The organism is Polaromonas sp. JS666 (assembly GCF_900103405.1).
In the GTDB taxonomy this organism is placed as follows: Bacteria; Pseudomonadota; Gammaproteobacteria; order Burkholderiales; family Burkholderiaceae_C; genus Polaromonas.
In genome coordinates, this window is sequence record NZ_FNHX01000001.1 from 178,425 (window position 1) to 194,067 (window position 15,643).

At 66.6% G+C, this 15,643-nt stretch carries 15 protein-coding genes; 9 read left to right on the forward strand and 6 right to left on the reverse strand.

What is annotated here, in order from left to right:
• Positions 1-36: 36 nt before the first annotated feature.
• Both ompR and BLQ85_RS00895 read left to right on the forward strand, forming a co-directional pair.
• Complete coding sequence (gene ompR, locus BLQ85_RS00890; RefSeq protein WP_074575082.1) at positions 37-786, forward strand: osmolarity response regulator transcription factor OmpR; 750 nt, start codon at positions 37-39, stop codon at positions 784-786.
• 10 nt (positions 787-796) lie between these two features.
• Positions 797-2,113, forward strand: coding sequence for an ATP-binding protein (locus BLQ85_RS00895; RefSeq protein ID WP_074574187.1), 1,317 nt, complete (start codon positions 797-799; stop codon positions 2,111-2,113).
• 92 nt (positions 2,114-2,205) lie between these two features.
• Here BLQ85_RS00895 and BLQ85_RS00900 read toward each other — a convergent pair whose 3' ends face one another.
• Positions 2,206-2,880 carry a porin family protein gene (locus BLQ85_RS00900; RefSeq protein WP_074574188.1) on the reverse strand — a complete coding sequence of 225 codons (675 nt, stop codon included), beginning with the start codon at positions 2,878-2,880 and terminating at the stop codon, positions 2,206-2,208.
• A gap of 205 nt (positions 2,881-3,085) precedes the next feature.
• Positions 3,086-3,721, reverse strand: a complete 636-nt coding sequence (locus BLQ85_RS00905; protein WP_175456024.1) for an NADPH-dependent F420 reductase — start codon at positions 3,719-3,721, stop codon at positions 3,086-3,088.
• 108 nt (positions 3,722-3,829) lie between these two features.
• On the opposite strand from BLQ85_RS00905, the gene BLQ85_RS00910 reads away from it, so the two are divergent.
• The 7 genes from BLQ85_RS00910 to BLQ85_RS00935 all read left to right on the forward strand — a co-directional run bounded on the left by BLQ85_RS00910 (position 3,830) and on the right by BLQ85_RS00935 (position 10,408).
• Positions 3,830-4,759 (forward strand): LysR family transcriptional regulator, encoded by a 930-nt coding sequence (locus tag BLQ85_RS00910; protein ID WP_074574189.1) that lies wholly within the window; start codon positions 3,830-3,832, stop codon positions 4,757-4,759.
• Positions 4,760-4,842: 83 nt separating this feature from the next.
• Complete coding sequence (locus BLQ85_RS00915) at positions 4,843-5,757, forward strand: ketopantoate reductase family protein (RefSeq protein WP_074574190.1); 915 nt, start codon at positions 4,843-4,845, stop codon at positions 5,755-5,757.
• Between the two features lie 189 nt (positions 5,758-5,946).
• Positions 5,947-6,702: an SDR family oxidoreductase gene (locus BLQ85_RS00920; protein ID WP_074574191.1), complete on the forward strand. Its 756-nt coding sequence runs from the start codon at positions 5,947-5,949 to the stop codon at positions 6,700-6,702.
• Positions 6,703-6,810: 108 nt separating this feature from the next.
• The gene (locus BLQ85_RS24035) at positions 6,811-6,951 is read left to right on the forward strand and encodes a hypothetical protein (RefSeq protein WP_254779631.1); all 141 of its coding nucleotides are present in this window, start codon (positions 6,811-6,813) and stop codon (positions 6,949-6,951) included.
• Positions 6,952-7,130: 179 nt separating this feature from the next.
• Positions 7,131-7,484, forward strand: coding sequence for a cupin domain-containing protein (locus BLQ85_RS00925; RefSeq protein WP_371327251.1), 354 nt, complete (start codon positions 7,131-7,133; stop codon positions 7,482-7,484).
• A 302-nt stretch (positions 7,485-7,786) separates the two neighbouring features.
• Positions 7,787-8,599, forward strand: a complete 813-nt coding sequence (locus BLQ85_RS00930) for a formate/nitrite transporter family protein (RefSeq protein ID WP_074574192.1) — start codon at positions 7,787-7,789, stop codon at positions 8,597-8,599.
• A 63-nt stretch (positions 8,600-8,662) separates the two neighbouring features.
• On the forward strand, positions 8,663-10,408 hold the full coding sequence (locus BLQ85_RS00935) for a bifunctional protein-serine/threonine kinase/phosphatase (RefSeq protein WP_074574193.1): 1,746 nt from the start codon (positions 8,663-8,665) through the stop codon (positions 10,406-10,408).
• 9 nt (positions 10,409-10,417) lie between these two features.
• On the opposite strand, the gene BLQ85_RS00940 is transcribed toward BLQ85_RS00935, so the two are convergent.
• The 4 genes from BLQ85_RS00940 to BLQ85_RS00955 form a co-directional block, all read right to left on the reverse strand.
• Positions 10,418-12,586, reverse strand: a complete 2,169-nt coding sequence (locus BLQ85_RS00940) for an alpha/beta fold hydrolase (RefSeq protein ID WP_175456025.1) — start codon at positions 12,584-12,586, stop codon at positions 10,418-10,420.
• On the reverse strand, positions 12,586-13,188 hold the full coding sequence (locus BLQ85_RS00945; protein WP_074574194.1) for a TetR/AcrR family transcriptional regulator: 603 nt from the start codon (positions 13,186-13,188) through the stop codon (positions 12,586-12,588). The genes BLQ85_RS00940 and BLQ85_RS00945 overlap by 1 nt, the downstream gene beginning before the upstream one ends.
• Before the next feature lie 319 nt (positions 13,189-13,507).
• The gene (locus BLQ85_RS00950) at positions 13,508-14,002 is read right to left on the reverse strand and encodes a hypothetical protein (protein ID WP_074574195.1); all 495 of its coding nucleotides are present in this window, start codon (positions 14,000-14,002) and stop codon (positions 13,508-13,510) included.
• 274 nt (positions 14,003-14,276) lie between these two features.
• Positions 14,277-15,368: a Bug family tripartite tricarboxylate transporter substrate binding protein gene (locus tag BLQ85_RS00955; RefSeq protein WP_074574196.1), complete on the reverse strand. Its 1,092-nt coding sequence runs from the start codon at positions 15,366-15,368 to the stop codon at positions 14,277-14,279.
• Positions 15,369-15,643: the final 275 nt, after the last annotated feature.

Consider the following 15,643-nt stretch of genomic DNA (forward strand, 5'->3'; position numbering starts at 1 on the left):
TGTTTCCAAGGCGTTTTTGCGGACGGGTCCGTCACCATGAGCGAGCCGCTGGCCCGGGTCCTGGTGGTCGACGACGAGGCCGACCTGCGCAGCCTGCTGCAGCGCTACCTGGGCGACCAGGGATATGCCGTGCGCACGCTGGAAGACGCCAAAACCCTGGATACCCTGCTGGCGCGCGAGCGCTTTGACGTGCTGGTGCTCGACGTGATGATGCCCGGCGAAGACGGCCTGGCCGTGTGCCGGCGCCTGCGCGCGCAGGGCGAAACCATTCCCATCGTCATGCTCACCGCCCGCGGCGACCCGGTGGACCGCATCGTCGGGTTGGAAATGGGCGCCGACGACTACCTTCCCAAGCCTTTCAATCCGCGCGAACTGCTGGCCCGCATCCAGGCGCTGGTGCGCCGCCAGCGCATGCTGGGCGCGCACAGCGGCCCGCTGCCCGGCCGGGGCACGGTGCGCTTCGGCGACTTCACCCTGGCGCTCGATGCGCGCCGGCTGGACAAAAACGGTGAGGACGTGCCGCTCACCACCGGCGAGTTCAGCCTGTTGCAGGCGCTGGCCCTGCACCCCAACCGTCCCCTGGGCCGCGACAGGCTGATCGAGCTGGCCTACGGCCGCGACCACGAAGCCACCGATCGCAGCATTGACGTGCAGGTCATGCGCCTGCGCAAGCTGATCGAAGCCGATCCGTCACAGCCGGCGCATATCCAGACGGTGTGGGGCGTCGGTTATGTGTTTGTGCCCGAAGGCGGCGCGGCCAGGCACGGCAAGGCGGGCAAGCCATGAGGTTTTTTCCATGACGCTGTTCCCGCGCAGCCTGTTCGGGCGCAACGTGCTGCTCATCGTGGTGCTCGTTGTGGTCGGCCAGCTGGCCAGCGCGCTGCTGGTGCGCCAGCTGATCGTCAAGCCGCGGCTGGCGCAGCTGTCAGTGGCGGTGGCGCGTAACGTCGGCGCCATCCGCGCCGGCCTGGCCGCCATGCCGGCTGCCCAGCGCGAAGCCTTTGTGGCGCAGTTCAACCGCCGTGCCATGCAGGGCATTGCGGACGACGGCGAGGGCGGCGGCCGCGGCCAGCGCCCGCTCCTGAGCCGGCTTGAGCGGCGCTTCGTCCATGAAGCCTCACGCGGCATTGCGCTGGAAGGCGAGGGCTCCGAAATCATCTGGCGCCGCGAAGCCGGCGGCAGCCTGGCGGTGCGGCTGCGCCTGGACGGCGCCGACCATTGGGTCACCTTGCCCGGCGTGCTGCCGGCGCGCGAATTCACCGGCGCATGGATCGCGGCCTCGCTCACCAGCGCCTTGCTGGCCTTGCTGGGCGCACTGCTGATCCACCGCCACCTGAACCGGCCCCTGCGCCGCGTGGTGGCTTCGGCGCACACACTGGCCGGCGGCGGCAGCCCCCAGCCGCTGCCCGAAGACGGCCCCACGGAAATCGCCGACCTGAGCCGCAGCTTCAACCAGATGGTGCGCGGCCTGGCCCGGGCCGATGACGAGCGCGCGTTGATGCTGGCGGGGGTGTCGCACGACCTGCGCACGCCGCTGACCAAGCTGCGCCTGGGCATAGAGATCTTGCGTGACAAGGCCGATGAAGAACTCATGGCCCGCATGACGCGCGGCGTGGAAGAAATGGACGCCATCATCGGCCAGTTCCTGGACTTTGCCCGCAGCACCGAAAGCGAAGCGCCGGTACCCGTGTCGCTGGATGCGCTGGCGGCCGAGGTGGCGGCCGCCTCGGCCGGCCAGGGCATGCCGGTGGCGCTGGAGGCCGGCAACCCGCCGCCCGTGCCCCTGCGCCCGCGCGCGATGCGCCGCGTGCTCACCAACCTCATCGAAAACGCCTGGCGCCACGGCCTGCCGCCGGTCGCGATCGCCACCGGCAGCCTGGGCGATTCGGTCTGGATAGAGGTCACGGACCACGGCACCGGCATTGCCGCCGCGCAGGCCGAGGCCTTGAAGCAGCCTTTTCGCCGTGCTGAAAGCACGCGTGGCGGCCCTCCCGGCGCCGGGCTGGGCCTGGCCATCGTGGACCGCATCGTGCGCGTGCATGGCGGCAGGTTTGAACTGCTGCCGGCCGCAGGCGGCGGCCTGTGCGCCCGGATCAGCCTGCCGCGGGCCTGACGCTCGCCCGCACAAGACCAAAACAAAAAAGGCCGGCGCGCAGGCGCCGGCCTTGGGATCACCCTGCCTTCAGGGTAATTTCAAAAGTACGCTCAGAGGAAGTGGTAGCGCAGGCCGAAGTTGACCTGGTTCACCGCGCTGCTGCCCGTAGACGACGTGCCGACGCGGTTGTAGCGCACCAGCTCCGCCGTGGCATCCACATTCGGCGAGATGGCATAGGCTACGCCGGCGCCCAGCGCCAACGAGGTGTTGGAGCCCGTCGTCGAGACGTTGGGAGTGCTGCCGGTGGCCGAAGCGGTATCCAGCGAGGTATGCCATTGCTCCACACCCGCGCGCCCGTAAACCGACCACTGCTTGTCCAGCGGCGCGATGCCCAGCACATGCAGGCCGAAGCCGTGCGCCTTCCAGGTGCCCGAGGCGCTGTCCGCCGCCGGCGAGGCGATGGCCGACTGCAGGTCCGTCGAGCCTATGCGGTCATAGCTGGCCTCAAAGGCCAGATTGGGGTTGAGGCGGTAGCCCAGCCGCAGGCCGCCCGAGGTGCCCGGCGTGCCGGTCGAGGTGCTGCTGCCCAGCCCCTGGCTGGCCAGGGCGCCGTCAACGCTGCCGCCCAGGCCGGGCGCGCGGCTGGCGGCGATATTGCCGCCGATGTAAACATCCTGTGAGTTTGCCGCCAGCGGCGCCGCCTGTGCCGGTTGCGCCAGCGCGGCGCCCAGGGACAGCGCGGCGGTGGACAGCCACAACAATTTGGATGAATAGGTGAACTTCATGTTTTCTCCGGAAAAAGCCGGCGCATGGCGCCGGCAGCTTCTGACCTGCCTGGGCGGGCAACAAGTGCCCTGGTTCAGCCCAGGCCGCGCAGGACCCTGCGCACCGCCATTGAGCGATGGCTGGGTATAGCGGCGGTCTAGCACCGGTAAACCCACGGTAAAAAAACTGTGACTTTACGCAAGGCGCCGCGCCGGCCGATGGGCCTCAGCCGAAGTGCACCAGGTTCAGGATGGGCAGCGGGCCACCCGGGAATTGCGCCAGGCGCGCGCCCACGGCCAGCGCGCCCAGGTCTATGCCCGAGAAGCCGAGTTTGGCGATCAGCGCGGCCACAGTCGCTTTGGCCGCGGCATCATCGCCCGAGAAGAACAACACACGCTTGCCGCCTTCGCTGCCCGGGTCGCCGGCCAGTAGCTGGGCCTGCAGGTGGTTAAACGCCTTCACGACACGCGCGCCGGGAACGAGGTCGCTGAACACCTCGCTCGAAAGCCGGCCGTTGAGTTCGGCGGGCTTGAACAGCGGCGCTTCAATCGGGTTGTTGGCGTCGATGGCGATGCGGCCGCCGAAGTTGGGCAGGCCGGCCAGCGCGGCCGGCAAGCGGCCCCAGTTGACGGCGACAAACACGATGTCCTTGGCGGCCGCTTCTTCGCGCGTGCCGGCTTTGATGGTCGGGCCCAGTTCGCGCACCAGGTCCTTGAGCGAGTCCGGACCGCGGCTGTTGGACAGCGTGGCGGGTATGCCGTGGCGGGCCAGGTTTTTGGCGAAAGCCGTGCCTATGGCGCCGGCACCGATGATGCCTATGCTGGGGATGCTGGCGCTGCTGTTGTGGGTGGGGGTAGACATGAATTCACTCCTTGGGTTGTTGATAGAGTGAATGATGGGATTTGGATTGTGTTTTGATAAGCAGGTAATGACTTGAATCATCTTCAAGCATTGCTTTAAGATGCAGCCATGGAGACCCTGGCCAACCTCGAATCCTTTGTACGCAGCGCAGAGGGCCGCAGCTTCTCCGAAGCGGCGCGGCGCCTGGCGCTGACACCGGCGGCCGTCAGCCGCAATGTCGCCATGCTGGAGCGCAACCTCGGCGTGCGCCTGTTTCAGCGCTCCACGCGCAAGCTCACTTTGACCGAAGCCGGCGAGCGCTTCCTGGCATCGATAGGCGGCAACCTCGATGCTTTGCAATCCGCCATCGCGGCCCTGGCCGACGACAGCGGCGCGCCCGCCGGCCCGCTCAAGGTCAGCATGTCGCCCACCTTTGGCGTCGAACACATACTGCCGCTGCTGCCGGCTTTCCTCGAGCGCTATCCGCTGGTGCGCCCCGACTGGTATTTCGAGAACCGCCCGGTCGACCTGATCGCCGAGAGTTACGACGCCGCCATAGGCGGCGGTTTTGAACTCTCGCCCGGCGTGGTGTCGCGACCCCTGGCGCCCATACACCTGGTCGCGGTGGCTTCGCCTGCCTTTATGGCCGGCCGCCAGCTGCCCACCGATCCCGCGGGCCTGGCCGCGCTCAGCGGCATCCTCATGCGTTCCAGCGCCACGGGCCGCGTCCGGCAATGGTTGATGCGCGACGCGGCCGGCACTGAAATGCCGGCCGTCCAGCCCGAATCCGTGGTGGTCAACGACCCCACCGCCATGCGCGCCGCGGCCCTGATGGGCCTGGGCGTGACCTTGCTGGCCGTGCCCGACGTGCTGCCGCAGCTGGAGCGCGGCGAGCTCGTCAGGCTGCTGCCGCGCTGGTATGTGGATGCGGGCGCCATCTCGATTTACTACGCCACGCGTAGCCAGATGCCCGCCAGGACCCGTGTTTTTATTGACTTTGTCGCCGAGGCCTTCGAGCGCGAACAATTGGGCCGGCGATTTGCCGGCAGCCTGGGTTAGGGACTCCATGGCGCCGCCTGCAGGCACGGCGGACTTCCACCACAATCGCTGTCTTCACATCTCCCTCGCACCAGAAGGCAGTCATGACCCAATCCCTCAAAGTCGCCGTGATGGGCGCAGGCGCCGTCGGTTGTTATTTCGGTGGCATGCTCGCGCGTGCCGGCCATGAGGTCGTGCTGGTCGCGCGGCCCCAGCATGTGGCGGCGATTGAGCGCGACGGCCTGCGCATGGAAACCCGCATGTTCGACGAGCATGTGCGCCTGGCCGCCAGCAGCGAACCGGCTGCCGTCAAGGGCGCCGACCTGGTGCTGTTTTGCGTCAAGTCCACCGACACCGAATCGGCCGGCGCATTGATGCGGCCGCATCTCAAGCCCGACACCCTGGTGCTGTGCCTGCAAAACGGCGTGGACAACGCCGACCGCCTGCGCGCGGTGCTGCCCGAAACTGCCGTGGCCGCCGCCGTGGTCTATGTCGCGACTGAAATGGCCGGCCCCGGCCACCTCAAGCACCACGGCCGCGGCGACCTGGTGATCGAGCCTTCGGCCCTCAGCGACAGCGTGGCGCAAGCCCTGGTTGCCGCCGGCGTGCCCACCGAGATCTCGGCCAATGTGCGCGGCGCGCTCTGGGCCAAACTCATCCTCAACTGCGCCTACAACGCCGTCTCGGCCATTGCCCAGCTGCCTTACGGCAAGACGGTGCAGGGCGTGGGTGTGATCGACGTCATGCGCGACGTGGTCGCCGAATGCCTGGCGGTCGCCAAGGCCGAAGGTGTGCAGGTGGCCGGCGACGTGCATGCCGCCGTCGACAAGCTGGCCGGCAGCATGCCCAAGCAGTACGCCTCCACCGCGCAAGACCTGGCGCGCGGCAAGCCCACCGAGATCGACTACCTCAACGGCCTGATCGTCAAACGCGGCGAGGCGCTGGGCGTGGCCGTGCCCGCCAACCGGGTGTTGTGGGCCATGGTCAAGCTGCTTGAAGGAAAAGCCGCAGCGGCCTGAGCTCCCGGCAGCCGGCGGGCGCCCGGTTTTTTCCGTGTAGACATCGCTTGGTGAACGACTCCTTCCCCGCCGGGGGAAGTGGCAAGAAAAATGGCCAGGGCAGGGCGCAGGCGTCACAAACCGGCAGCGTCAATCGTCATAGAGGCAGGTGGGACTCAACTTCGAGCCACTCAACCTGAAGGAACATCTATGAAAATCGTCGTCATCGGAGGCTCAGGCCTCATCGGATCCAAACTCGTCAACATCCTTCGCCAGCGCGGCCACGAGGCCATCGCGGCATCACCGGCATCCGGCGTCAACACCCTCACCGGCCAAGGGCTGGCGGAAGTCCTTGCGGGCACCCAGGTGGTGGTCGACGTGGCCAACTCGCCTTCATTTGAAGACAAGGCCGTGCTGGAATTTTTTGAAACCTCGGGCCGCAACCTGCTGGCGGCTGAAGCGGCCGCCGGTGTCACGCACCACATCGCGCTCTCCGTCGTGGGCACCGACAAGCTGGTGGAAAGCGGTTATTTCCGCGGCAAGATCGCCCAGGAAAAAATCATCAGGGCCAGCAGCATCCCCTACACCATCGTGCACTCCACCCAGTTCATGGAATTCCTGGGCGGTATCGCGCAGTCGGGCACCGAAGGGCAGACGGTGCGCCTGTCGCCGGCCTTTGTGCAACCCATCGCGTCCGACGACGTGGCCGCCGCGATGGCCGACTTCACGCTGGGCGCGCCGGTCAACGGCACGGTCGAGATCGCCGGCCCGGAGAAAGTGCGCTTGCCGGACCTCGTGCAGCGCTTCCTGACGGCAAGCAATGACCCGCGCAAGGTCGTCGCCGACCCGCAGGCGCGCTACTTTGGCGCCGAACTCAAGGACGACACCCTGGTGCCGGTCGGCAAGGCGCGTTTGGGCGGCATCCGGTTTGAAGAATGGTTCAGCAAGTCGCAGGCTCGCGCCTAAACAGCGAGGAGGTAGGCGCCGGTGTCACAAACCGGTGCCGTCAATCGTCATAAGGGCAGGTGCATCTCAATTCGAGTCACTCAACCAAGCCCTTTAAAGAGCCTCACCATGAAGAAAATCTGTATTTCCCTGTTTCTCGCAAGCGCCGCCTTGCTTGCCCAGCCCGCCACGGCCGCCGGCCTCGAGGGCGTGACTGTCAAGCCGGTCATGGCCAAGGACCTGTCCGACCTGCCGGGCAAGGAAGGCTAAGAACCTGTTCACGGCCTAAACGGGACCGCGCAAGCACCTTCTCGGGATGGGATGCAAGGCGCGGCGCGCTGCCCATAGCACCGCTATGGGTTAGCGCCGCAACGCCGCAGACCGCCCGAGAAGGCGCTTGCCCTCCGGGTTGGGGTGAAATCGGGCGATTGAGCCACCCAGGCCCTTGCATGGGCATGAGCCCATGCGGCGTGCCCGGTCGGCCCACTCATCCCGATTGCACCCCAACGCGGTCCCGTTTAGGCCGTGAACAGGTTCTAATGATTACGGTGGACTACGCCCCCGGCGCCGCCGACCCGGTGCATCGCCATCACGCGCATGCCTTTGTCTATGTGCTTGAGGGCTCCATCGTGATGCAGGTCAAAGGCGGCAAGGAAGTCACCTTGACGGCCGGCCAGAGCTTTTATGAAGGCCCCAACGACATCCATACCGTGGGCCGCAATGCCAGCGCCACCCAGCCCGCGAAATTCCTGGTGCTGCTGCTCAAGAAGAAAAAAGCCGAGGTGCTGGAACTGGTGAAGTAGGCACCAAAATGTGAACCAGCCCCGGAAGGTGCACGCATTTGGGGCAATGCGCCCGGCATGCCGGCGCATGCGGGGGCAAAAAAGCCGGTTTCAGGCCGCATTCCCGGCGGCACAGTAGTTGCTTTGAGTGATCCGCCCGGCTAACGACGGCCGGGCAAGGCGCGGCCTGTACCTATGTAGGGGCCGTTGCCCGGCGGATCAATGGATAACGACGTCCACTTCCAGCCTCCCACTTTGGGGGCGCCTGGGGGTGGATTTTTTTTTGGCCGTTTGAGGCCGATAGCAAAAAACTTGAGGAACATATGGCTTATCTAGTGCCTTCGGAATTTGTGACCAAGATGGTGGACGCGGGGGAGTCCAAGATATTCATGTCCACCCGCGACACCGTTATCCGGGCCTACATGGCCGGCGCCATCCTGGCCCTGGCGGCCTGGTTCGCCGTCACCATCAATGTGCAGACCGGCCAGCCCCTGCTGGGCGCCGTGCTGTTCCCGGTGGGGTTTGTCATGCTCTACCTGTTCGGCTTTGATTTGCTGACCGGCGTCTTCGTGCTGTGCCCGCTGGCGCTGATCGACAAGCGCCCGGGCGTCACCGTCAAGGGCGTGCTGCGCAACTGGGGCCTGGTCTTTACCGGCAACTTCCTCGGGGCCTTCACCGTGGCCGTGATGATGGCCATCTACGTCACCAACGGCTTCTCGACGGAGCCCAGCGCGGTCGGCAAGGCCATCGGCGTGGTGGGCGAGAACCGCACCCTGGGCTACCAGAAGTACGGCGCCAACGGCATGCTCACGCTCTTCGTGCGCGGCATGCTGTGCAACTGGATGGTGTCGGCCGGCGTGGTCGGCGCGATGATCTCCACCCAGGTCAGCGGCAAGGTGATCGCGATGTGGATGCCCATCATGCTGTTTTTCTACATGGTGTTCGAGCACTCCATCGTGAACATGTTTCTGTTCCCCTCGGGCCTGCTGCTGGGCGCGCACTTCACCATCATGGACTACCTGATCTGGAACGAAATCCCCACGGTGCTGGGCAACCTGGTGGGCGGCCTGGCCTTCACCGGCTTGACGCTGTATGCCACCCACGTTAAAACCGGACCGACCCGTTCCTTCAAATAATCCGCCTCCACAACAAAAGCCCTCGCGCCTGCCAGTTGCGCGAGGGTTTTGCCGCCACCCCCTATGTCCCCTGAACTGAAGATCTCGGCAGGCCAGTATTCGGACAAGGGCCGCAAGGAAAGCAACCAGGATTTCCACGGCATCTACGTGCCGCAGGAGCCGCAGCTCAGCGCCAAGGGCATCGCCATCGCGCTGGCCGACGGCATCAGCAGCAGCGCCGTCAGCGACGTGGCCAGCCAGTACGCCGTCGCCGGTTTCCTGGAAGACTATTACTGCACCTCGGAAGCCTGGACGGTCAAGACATCGGCCGAGCGCATCCTGAGCGCCACCAACTCCTGGCTGCATGCGCAGACGCAAAAAAGCCCTTACCGCTACGACCAGGACAAGGGTTATGTGTGCACCTTGAGCGCCATGGTCATCAAGTCGGCGACCGCGCATATTTTTCATGTTGGCGATTCACGTATTTACCGCCTGCGCGGCAAGGCGCTGGAGCAGCTCACCCGCGACCACCGCGTGTGGATCGCCCAGGGCCAGAGCTACCTGGGCCGCGCGCTGGGCTTCAAGCCCCAGCTGGAAATCGACTACCAGACCCAGCAGCTGGAGCCGGGCGACATCTTTTTGCTGGCCACCGACGGCGTGTACGAACACGTGAGCGAGCACGACATGGCCGCCATCATTCGCAGCCATGCCGATGAAGCCGGCGGGCTGGATACTGCCGCGAAGTCCATCGTCGGCAAGGCCTTTGAGCGCGGCAGCGCCGACAACCTCACGGCCCAGGTTGTGCGCGTCGACGCGCTGCCGCGCCGCGAGGCCGGCGAGATGCTGCAGCAGCTGTCGGGCCTGCCGCTGCCGCCCATGCTGGAGGCCAGGGCGCAGTTTGACGGCTACACCATTGTTCGCGAAGTGCAGGGCAGCAGCCGCAGCCATATCTACCTGGCCACCGACAACGACAGCGGCGCGCTTGCCATCCTCAAAACCCCATCCATAGACCTGGGCGGTGACCCGGCCTACCTGGAGCGTTTTTTGACCGAGGAGTGGATCGCCAGGCGCATCAACAGCGCGCACGTGCTCAAGCCCTATGTGCCGACCCGCAAGCGCCACTACGTGTATGTGGCCACCGAATACATAGACGGGCAGACCCTGGCGCAATGGATGCGGGACAACCCCCGGCCCCCGCTCGAGGCGGTGCGCGGCCTGGTCGAGCAGCTCGCCAAAGGCCTGCGCGCCTTTCACCGGCTCGAGATGCTGCACCAGGACTTGCGGCCCGAGAACATCATGATCGACGGCACGGGCACCGCCAAGATCATCGACTTCGGCTCAACCCGCGTCGCCAGCCTTGTGGAAGCGGACACACCCGGCGGCCAAGACAAGATCCTGGGCACGGCCCAGTACTCGGCGCCTGAATATTTCCTGGGCGAGGGCGGCAGCCCGCGCTCCGACCTTTTCTCCCTGGGCGTCATCACCTACCAGATGCTGACCGGCCGCCTGCCTTACGGCGCCGAAGTCGCCAAATGCCGCACCCGCGCCGCGCAGAACAAGCTGCGCTACGACTCCGCGCTGCGCGACGACCGAGAGATCCCGGCCTGGATAGACGAGGTGCTGCGCAAGGCCGTGCACCCCGACCCGGCCAAACGCTACGGCGAGCTCTCGGAGTTTGTCCACGACCTGCGCCACCCCAGCCAGGACTTCCTGAACAAGACGCGCCAGCCGCTGCTCGAGCGCAACCCCGTGGCCTTCTGGCGGGGTGTTTCCCTGATCCTGGCAGCGGTCATCGTGGTGCTGGTGGCGCTGAAATCCCACACCGGTTAGCCAGGGTCCTCAGGCCGCCGCCCACTCGCGGTTCTCCATCACCGCCAGGATATGCCGGGCTGCGCGCGCGGCGCCATCGGTTTCCACCGGCTTGTAGCTGACCGGCGCGTGCATGGTTTGCAGCGCCTTGTCGGCCAGCTCGCGCACCGTCAGGTCGCTGAAACGCACCGTGCACTCCGCGCAGTAGTTGCGCATGCGGTTGGTGACGTGGATGCACTGCTCAAAATGTCGCTCAAGCGGAAAGCGCAGGAAGGGGCGGCGTGTGGCCACCAGCTCCATGCAGGTGCTGAGCCCGCCCTGCACCAGTGCCAGGTCGGAGCAGGCGAGGTGTTCGAACAGCTTGTGCACATAGGGCAAAACGTCAAGGCCATCCATCGTGGGAAAGGCGTCGCGCGGCAGTCGCGGGCCGGCTACCAGCACCATGCGCAGCTCGGGCACCTGCTTCTTCATCAGCGGGAAGGTCTGCGCGATGCGATGCAGCAGCGAGCCACCCACCGAGGTTCCGCCCACCGCCGCGATCACCAGCTTTTCATCGCGGGCGTAGCCGTGGCGCGCGCGCAGGGCATCGGTGTCGGCCAGCGACTTCGGGTCAAAGGGCAGGGCATAGCCGGTAAAGGCAAAGTTGCGCTTTGTCCAGTCGCGGATGTCGGGCAGCCCGGGGCCGAAAGGCAGGTCGGGCACGTCGTCCTCGTTGCCCACGAAAATCGCGCGGTCGCGGATCCAGGGGTAGCGTGCCACATGCTCGATGTCGTCGGCATTGCGGTCGGCGCACAGGAAGGCTTCGCGCTCATTGCCTTCTTCCATGGGCAGGCAACCCACGAAGTCGGTCAGGAAGACGAATGGCTGGCGCTTGAGCTCGGGGTTCTCATGGTAGTGGTAGTCCACCTCCCAGGACTCGTCGCCGATGACGATGTCGTAGTGCTCGGCTTTCATCAGCTCGGCGAAGACCAGGAAGTTCAGCGCCATCACCTCGTCCATGGTGCGCAGCGCGAAGAAGGCCTGCAGGTCGTGTTCGCCCGCCTGGCTTTCGAAGTGCCGGCTTTCGTTGCCCAGGCGCTTGCAGATGGGGTGGACGCGTTCGCCTTCGCGCTCCAGGTAGGTAGACGCCGGCTGCACGGTGAACCAGTCGATCTGCAGGTCGGGCTGCTGGGCCCGCATTTCGCGGGCGATCGCCAGGTCGCGCTGCACATGGCCCAGGCCGATGGCGCTGGAGATAAAAAGGGCTTTGCGTTTGCGCGCCATGCCGCGCACCCAGGTGGCATGCGTGGGCGCCGCACCCACAAAATCGCGCACGGCGCGGGCAAAAGCAATTGGGTCGCGGCCCGCCAGCAGATGGCCGCCGCCTTCGATTTTGAGCATGCGCGCGCCCGGTACCAGGCTGGCAACGGTTTCGCCCTGGCTGAGCGGCGCGATCCTGTCGTTGTCGCCGTGGATCACCAGCGTGGGGCAACGCACGCCCTTGGCCAGTTCGCGCACGTCGTTGCCCAGCCAGCCGGTGCGGCCCATGGCCACGGTGTCGCCGCTGGAGACCCAGCCGTTGCGAACCACCGCATCTTCGAGCGGCTTGGTTGAATGCGGTTCATTGAACGCCGCGCCGAAGAAGCCGTCCAGGAAGGCCGGCCAGTTGCCGCGCATCTTCAGCAGCGCCTGCTGGGCGGCCTCGTGCATGGCCGGGTCTTCCATGCGCATGTTCACCCAGCCGCCGGCGCTGATGAGGTGCGATACGCGCTGTGGTTGCTCGTGGGCCAGGCGGATGGCCGTCATCGCGGTGGCCGAGATGCCGACGACGGCGGTGCGGTCGATATCCAGCGCGTCCAGAACCGCCACGAAATCCGCGTAGTAGTGGTCGAAGCTGTAGCCGGCCTGTGTGGCGGGGCGGTCGGAGCGGCCATTGCCGCGCAGGTCCATCACCGCCACCCGGAAGTGCTGCGACAGCCAGGGCACGACGCCGCGCAGCAGGTAGGTGTTGGCGATCTGGTAGATGGGTGCAAAGGCCAGCCATGGGCCGCTCTCGCCGAACTGGCCGTACCAGGTGCGCACGCCGTCCCGCTCAACAAAGCCCTGGCGGTGCGGCTCGACGGTTTCGTAGGGATAGGGCTCGGGCAGGGTGCCCGGCGCCGGCAGCTCGCCGGCGACAAGCGCGAGGCGCTTGGGGATGTGGGGGGACGTGTCAGCCATCATGTCCTCTTGCGGTTGCGTGGGGTTTGAGGGGCCTCCGCCTGGCGCAGCAGCAAGGCCAGGGCTTCAAGGGCTTCGTGCTGGTGCCCCTGCTTTTCAGGAATGCCCAGCGCCATGCTGGCTTCCATGCCGATCCAGAACCAGGTGATCCAGGCCGAGATGGCCCGGCCCGACACAGGCAGTTCCAGGCCCGAGCCGGCCAGAAATTCGTCCACCGCGCCTTCGATCAGCTTTTGCCAGGCCAGCAGCCGCGGCGTGAATTCGCTGCGCAACACCTCGTCGTGAAAGCTCGCTGCCATCAGCTCCATCAGCAGCTTGACGAAGCCCGAGGCCAGGTCTTCTTCGTAGAACTCGCGCGCCTGCTGCCACTTCTGCGACGCAGGGGTGGGCGCCGCATACATGCCGGCCTGGCGTTCGAGCAGGCGGGTGTTGGCCTCGTCCAGCACGGCCAGCACCAGTTGCTGCTTGCCGCGAAAGTGGTAGCCGATCAGGGCGTGGTTCACGCCCGCATCGCTCGCGATGTCGCGCACATTGAGGTTGGCGTAGCCCTGCTCAACCAGGCGCCGCCGGGTGGCCTCGAGGATCAGTGTTCGGGTGGACATACCGTCAGCGCGCGTGGCGCGGGCTGGCGCGGCTTTGGCCGCTGCCGGGCGCCGGCCTTTAGTTTGAACAAGTGTTTTATCCATTTGTTCAAATTATGTGGGTCACCCGACAGCCTGTCAATGCAGGGCGGGCGGAAATAGTGACACAGCGCCGGGCCGGGGGACGGCCTTGCTGCGTCTGGATAGCGAATTCGCCGGATACCAGGGCGAGCTGTCAGAGGGTGTCCACGACCTGCGCCGCCCCAGCCAGGACTTCCTGCTGGCTGTGGTCATCGTGGTTGATTCTGGCGCTGAAATCGACGACGGGTTAGCCCGGGTCTTAACGGCTGCCGCCATAGTCCGCCAGCAGCCCGGGTAGCGCCCGGTCGGCGATCTGCAGCTGCTCGGGGCTGAACTGCGCCAGCAGGGCCTGCGCGGCCGCGTCCAGCGCCGCCAGGGTGTTGGAGCGCCGCTGCGCGTCGGCCAGCAATTGCTGGAAGGCGTCTTTGGCCGTCTGCTCGTCCACCACGCGCGGGGCCGGCGGCCCGCTGGCCGCCATGTCCAGGAAGCGGGCGCGAAAGTTCTCCCAGGCCGGGCCCTGTTCGCGCGTGACCAGCAGTTGCACGCGCAGGTCGTAGAGCTTGCGGCTGACCTGTTCCCATGAGCTTTGCGCGCGCTGCGGCGGCTGGCCCGCCGCCTGGCCCTGGCCGGGGCCGCCACGGTGGCGCTGTCCGCCGCCCGCGCCGCCGCCGAACTGGGCGTGGCTGGCGCAGGCCGTGGCGGCCAGCAGCAGGGCGGCCGTAGCTGTCCGCCAGTGTGTCGATGAAATCCGCATGTTCTTTTCCTGTGCTGGCGCGCAAACCTCTGCGCCCGCGTATTTCAAAACGCCTGCGCATCCGGCAGGTAGGGCCGCGGTAAAGCGCGCGTAAACCGCGGGCGGAAACAGGCAACTTTACGTTGGCACTGCACACCCCGCGCGGGCAACCGCAGCCGCCAGGCCCGGGACGGGTGGAAAAGAAAAAAGGGCGGCGCGCCTGCCTGGCGCCCGCCCTTCGACCGTGCGGCGCGGGCATGTGCGCGCCGCGCCGGTGCAGTTCAATGGCAGAACTTCAGCTGTCCGCGCGTATCCCGCGCAGCATGATGATGCCGCCCAGGTTGCGCGTGTCGGCGCGCATGCGGGTGCGCAGGCCTTCGGCCGTGGAGGGCGCCGGCTGCCAGCCCACCGTGATCAGGCGCTGGCGCGTGTCGCCCGTCTTGAGCGCCTCTATCACCGCCGCGCCCAGCTTGTCGCGCACCGCGGCCGGCAGCGAGGCCGGGCCGGCCAGCGCGGTGAAGAGCTCCATGTCCGCGCCCATGATGCCCACCTCGCGCAGCGTCGGCAGCTCGGGCGCCAGCATGCTGCGCTGCTCCGAGGTCACGCCTATGACTTTCATCTTGCCGGCCTTGACCTGCTGCATCGCCAGGCCAGGCGGCAGCAGCGCCGCCTGCAGCTGGCCGCCCAGCATGGCCGTGATGATCTGCGGGTTGCCGGGGTAGGGCACATGCATCACGCCCAGGCCGCCGCTGCGGCTCTTGATCAGCTCCATGCCCAGGTGGCCCGGCGTGCCCGCGCCCGGCGAGCCGTAGTTGGCCTTGTCGCCCTGGTTGCGCAGCCAGGTCAGCCATTCCTGCGGCGTGTTGCCCTGCGCGAAATTGCTCACCACCATCACCATGGGCGTCGTGCCTATCAGCGCGATGGGCGCCAGGTCCACGGCGGGGTCGTAAGGCGCCATCGGGTTCAGCAGCTTGGCGATGGTCAGCTGGCTGTTGTTCATCACGCCAAAGGTGTGCATGTCGGTCGCCTTGGACACCTGGTCGGCCGCGATGATGCCCGAAGCGCCGGCCTTGTTCTCCACAATCACCGGCTGGCCCAGGGTTTTTGACAACTGCTCGCTGATGGAGCGCGCCGACAGATCCTGCACCGAACCGGGTGGGAAACCTATGAGCAGGCGTATAGGTTTGGTCGGCCACTCGATGGCCACCGGCGCCGCGGCGGCAGGCCGCGCGGCCGCGGGCTTGGCGAGCGCCAGCTTGCCACTGGCCGCGTTGCCTTGGGCGGGATTGGCCTGGGCCCAGGCGCCGGACGATGCCGCCGCCAGCAATGCCGCTTGCGTGATGGCCAGCGCGCGCCGTGACAGAAGCCGTGAAAGAAGTCGTGTCATGAAAAGCCCTCTGTTGGAGTGAAAAAACCTGACCGCTGTGGGACTCATGACAAGACAAGTGATGGCAACTGCCGCGCCCCGGCATGCCCGCGTGGCCGTTCCCGCAGCCAATGCTGCGGGCCGTCCAACGCTCCCCCTCTTGCTGTCAATCCCGCCCCTGTGATGCGAACCATTGTGTTGAGCGGCCCGTGCAACGGTCAACCTGTTAGCCCTGACAGGGTTTGGCGGTTATAGGGGGTGTGGGCGGGGAAGGCGGGCGTGATGAAACGCTATGT

Coding starts and splice junctions, on each gene's coding strand:
- ompR (WP_074575082.1), top strand. CDS start 37: ATGAGCGAGCCGCTGGCCCGGGTCCTGGTGGTCGACGACGAGGCCGAC.
- BLQ85_RS00895 (WP_074574187.1), top strand. CDS start 797: ATGACGCTGTTCCCGCGCAGCCTGTTCGGGCGCAACGTGCTGCTCATC.
- BLQ85_RS00900 (WP_074574188.1), bottom strand. CDS start 2,880: ATGAAGTTCACCTATTCATCCAAATTGTTGTGGCTGTCCACCGCCGCG.
- BLQ85_RS00905 (WP_175456024.1), bottom strand. CDS start 3,721: ATGTCTACCCCCACCCACAACAGCAGCGCCAGCATCCCCAGCATAGGC.
- BLQ85_RS00910 (WP_074574189.1), top strand. CDS start 3,830: ATGGAGACCCTGGCCAACCTCGAATCCTTTGTACGCAGCGCAGAGGGC.
- BLQ85_RS00915 (WP_074574190.1), top strand. CDS start 4,843: ATGACCCAATCCCTCAAAGTCGCCGTGATGGGCGCAGGCGCCGTCGGT.
- BLQ85_RS00920 (WP_074574191.1), top strand. CDS start 5,947: ATGAAAATCGTCGTCATCGGAGGCTCAGGCCTCATCGGATCCAAACTC.
- BLQ85_RS24035 (WP_254779631.1), top strand. CDS start 6,811: ATGAAGAAAATCTGTATTTCCCTGTTTCTCGCAAGCGCCGCCTTGCTT.
- BLQ85_RS00925 (WP_371327251.1), top strand. CDS start 7,131: ATGGGCATGAGCCCATGCGGCGTGCCCGGTCGGCCCACTCATCCCGAT.
- BLQ85_RS00930 (WP_074574192.1), top strand. CDS start 7,787: ATGGCTTATCTAGTGCCTTCGGAATTTGTGACCAAGATGGTGGACGCG.
- BLQ85_RS00935 (WP_074574193.1), top strand. CDS start 8,663: ATGTCCCCTGAACTGAAGATCTCGGCAGGCCAGTATTCGGACAAGGGC.
- BLQ85_RS00940 (WP_175456025.1), bottom strand. CDS start 12,586: ATGGCTGACACGTCCCCCCACATCCCCAAGCGCCTCGCGCTTGTCGCC.
- BLQ85_RS00945 (WP_074574194.1), bottom strand. CDS start 13,188: ATGTCCACCCGAACACTGATCCTCGAGGCCACCCGGCGGCGCCTGGTT.
- BLQ85_RS00950 (WP_074574195.1), bottom strand. CDS start 14,002: ATGCGGATTTCATCGACACACTGGCGGACAGCTACGGCCGCCCTGCTG.
- BLQ85_RS00955 (WP_074574196.1), bottom strand. CDS start 15,368: ATGACACGACTTCTTTCACGGCTTCTGTCACGGCGCGCGCTGGCCATC.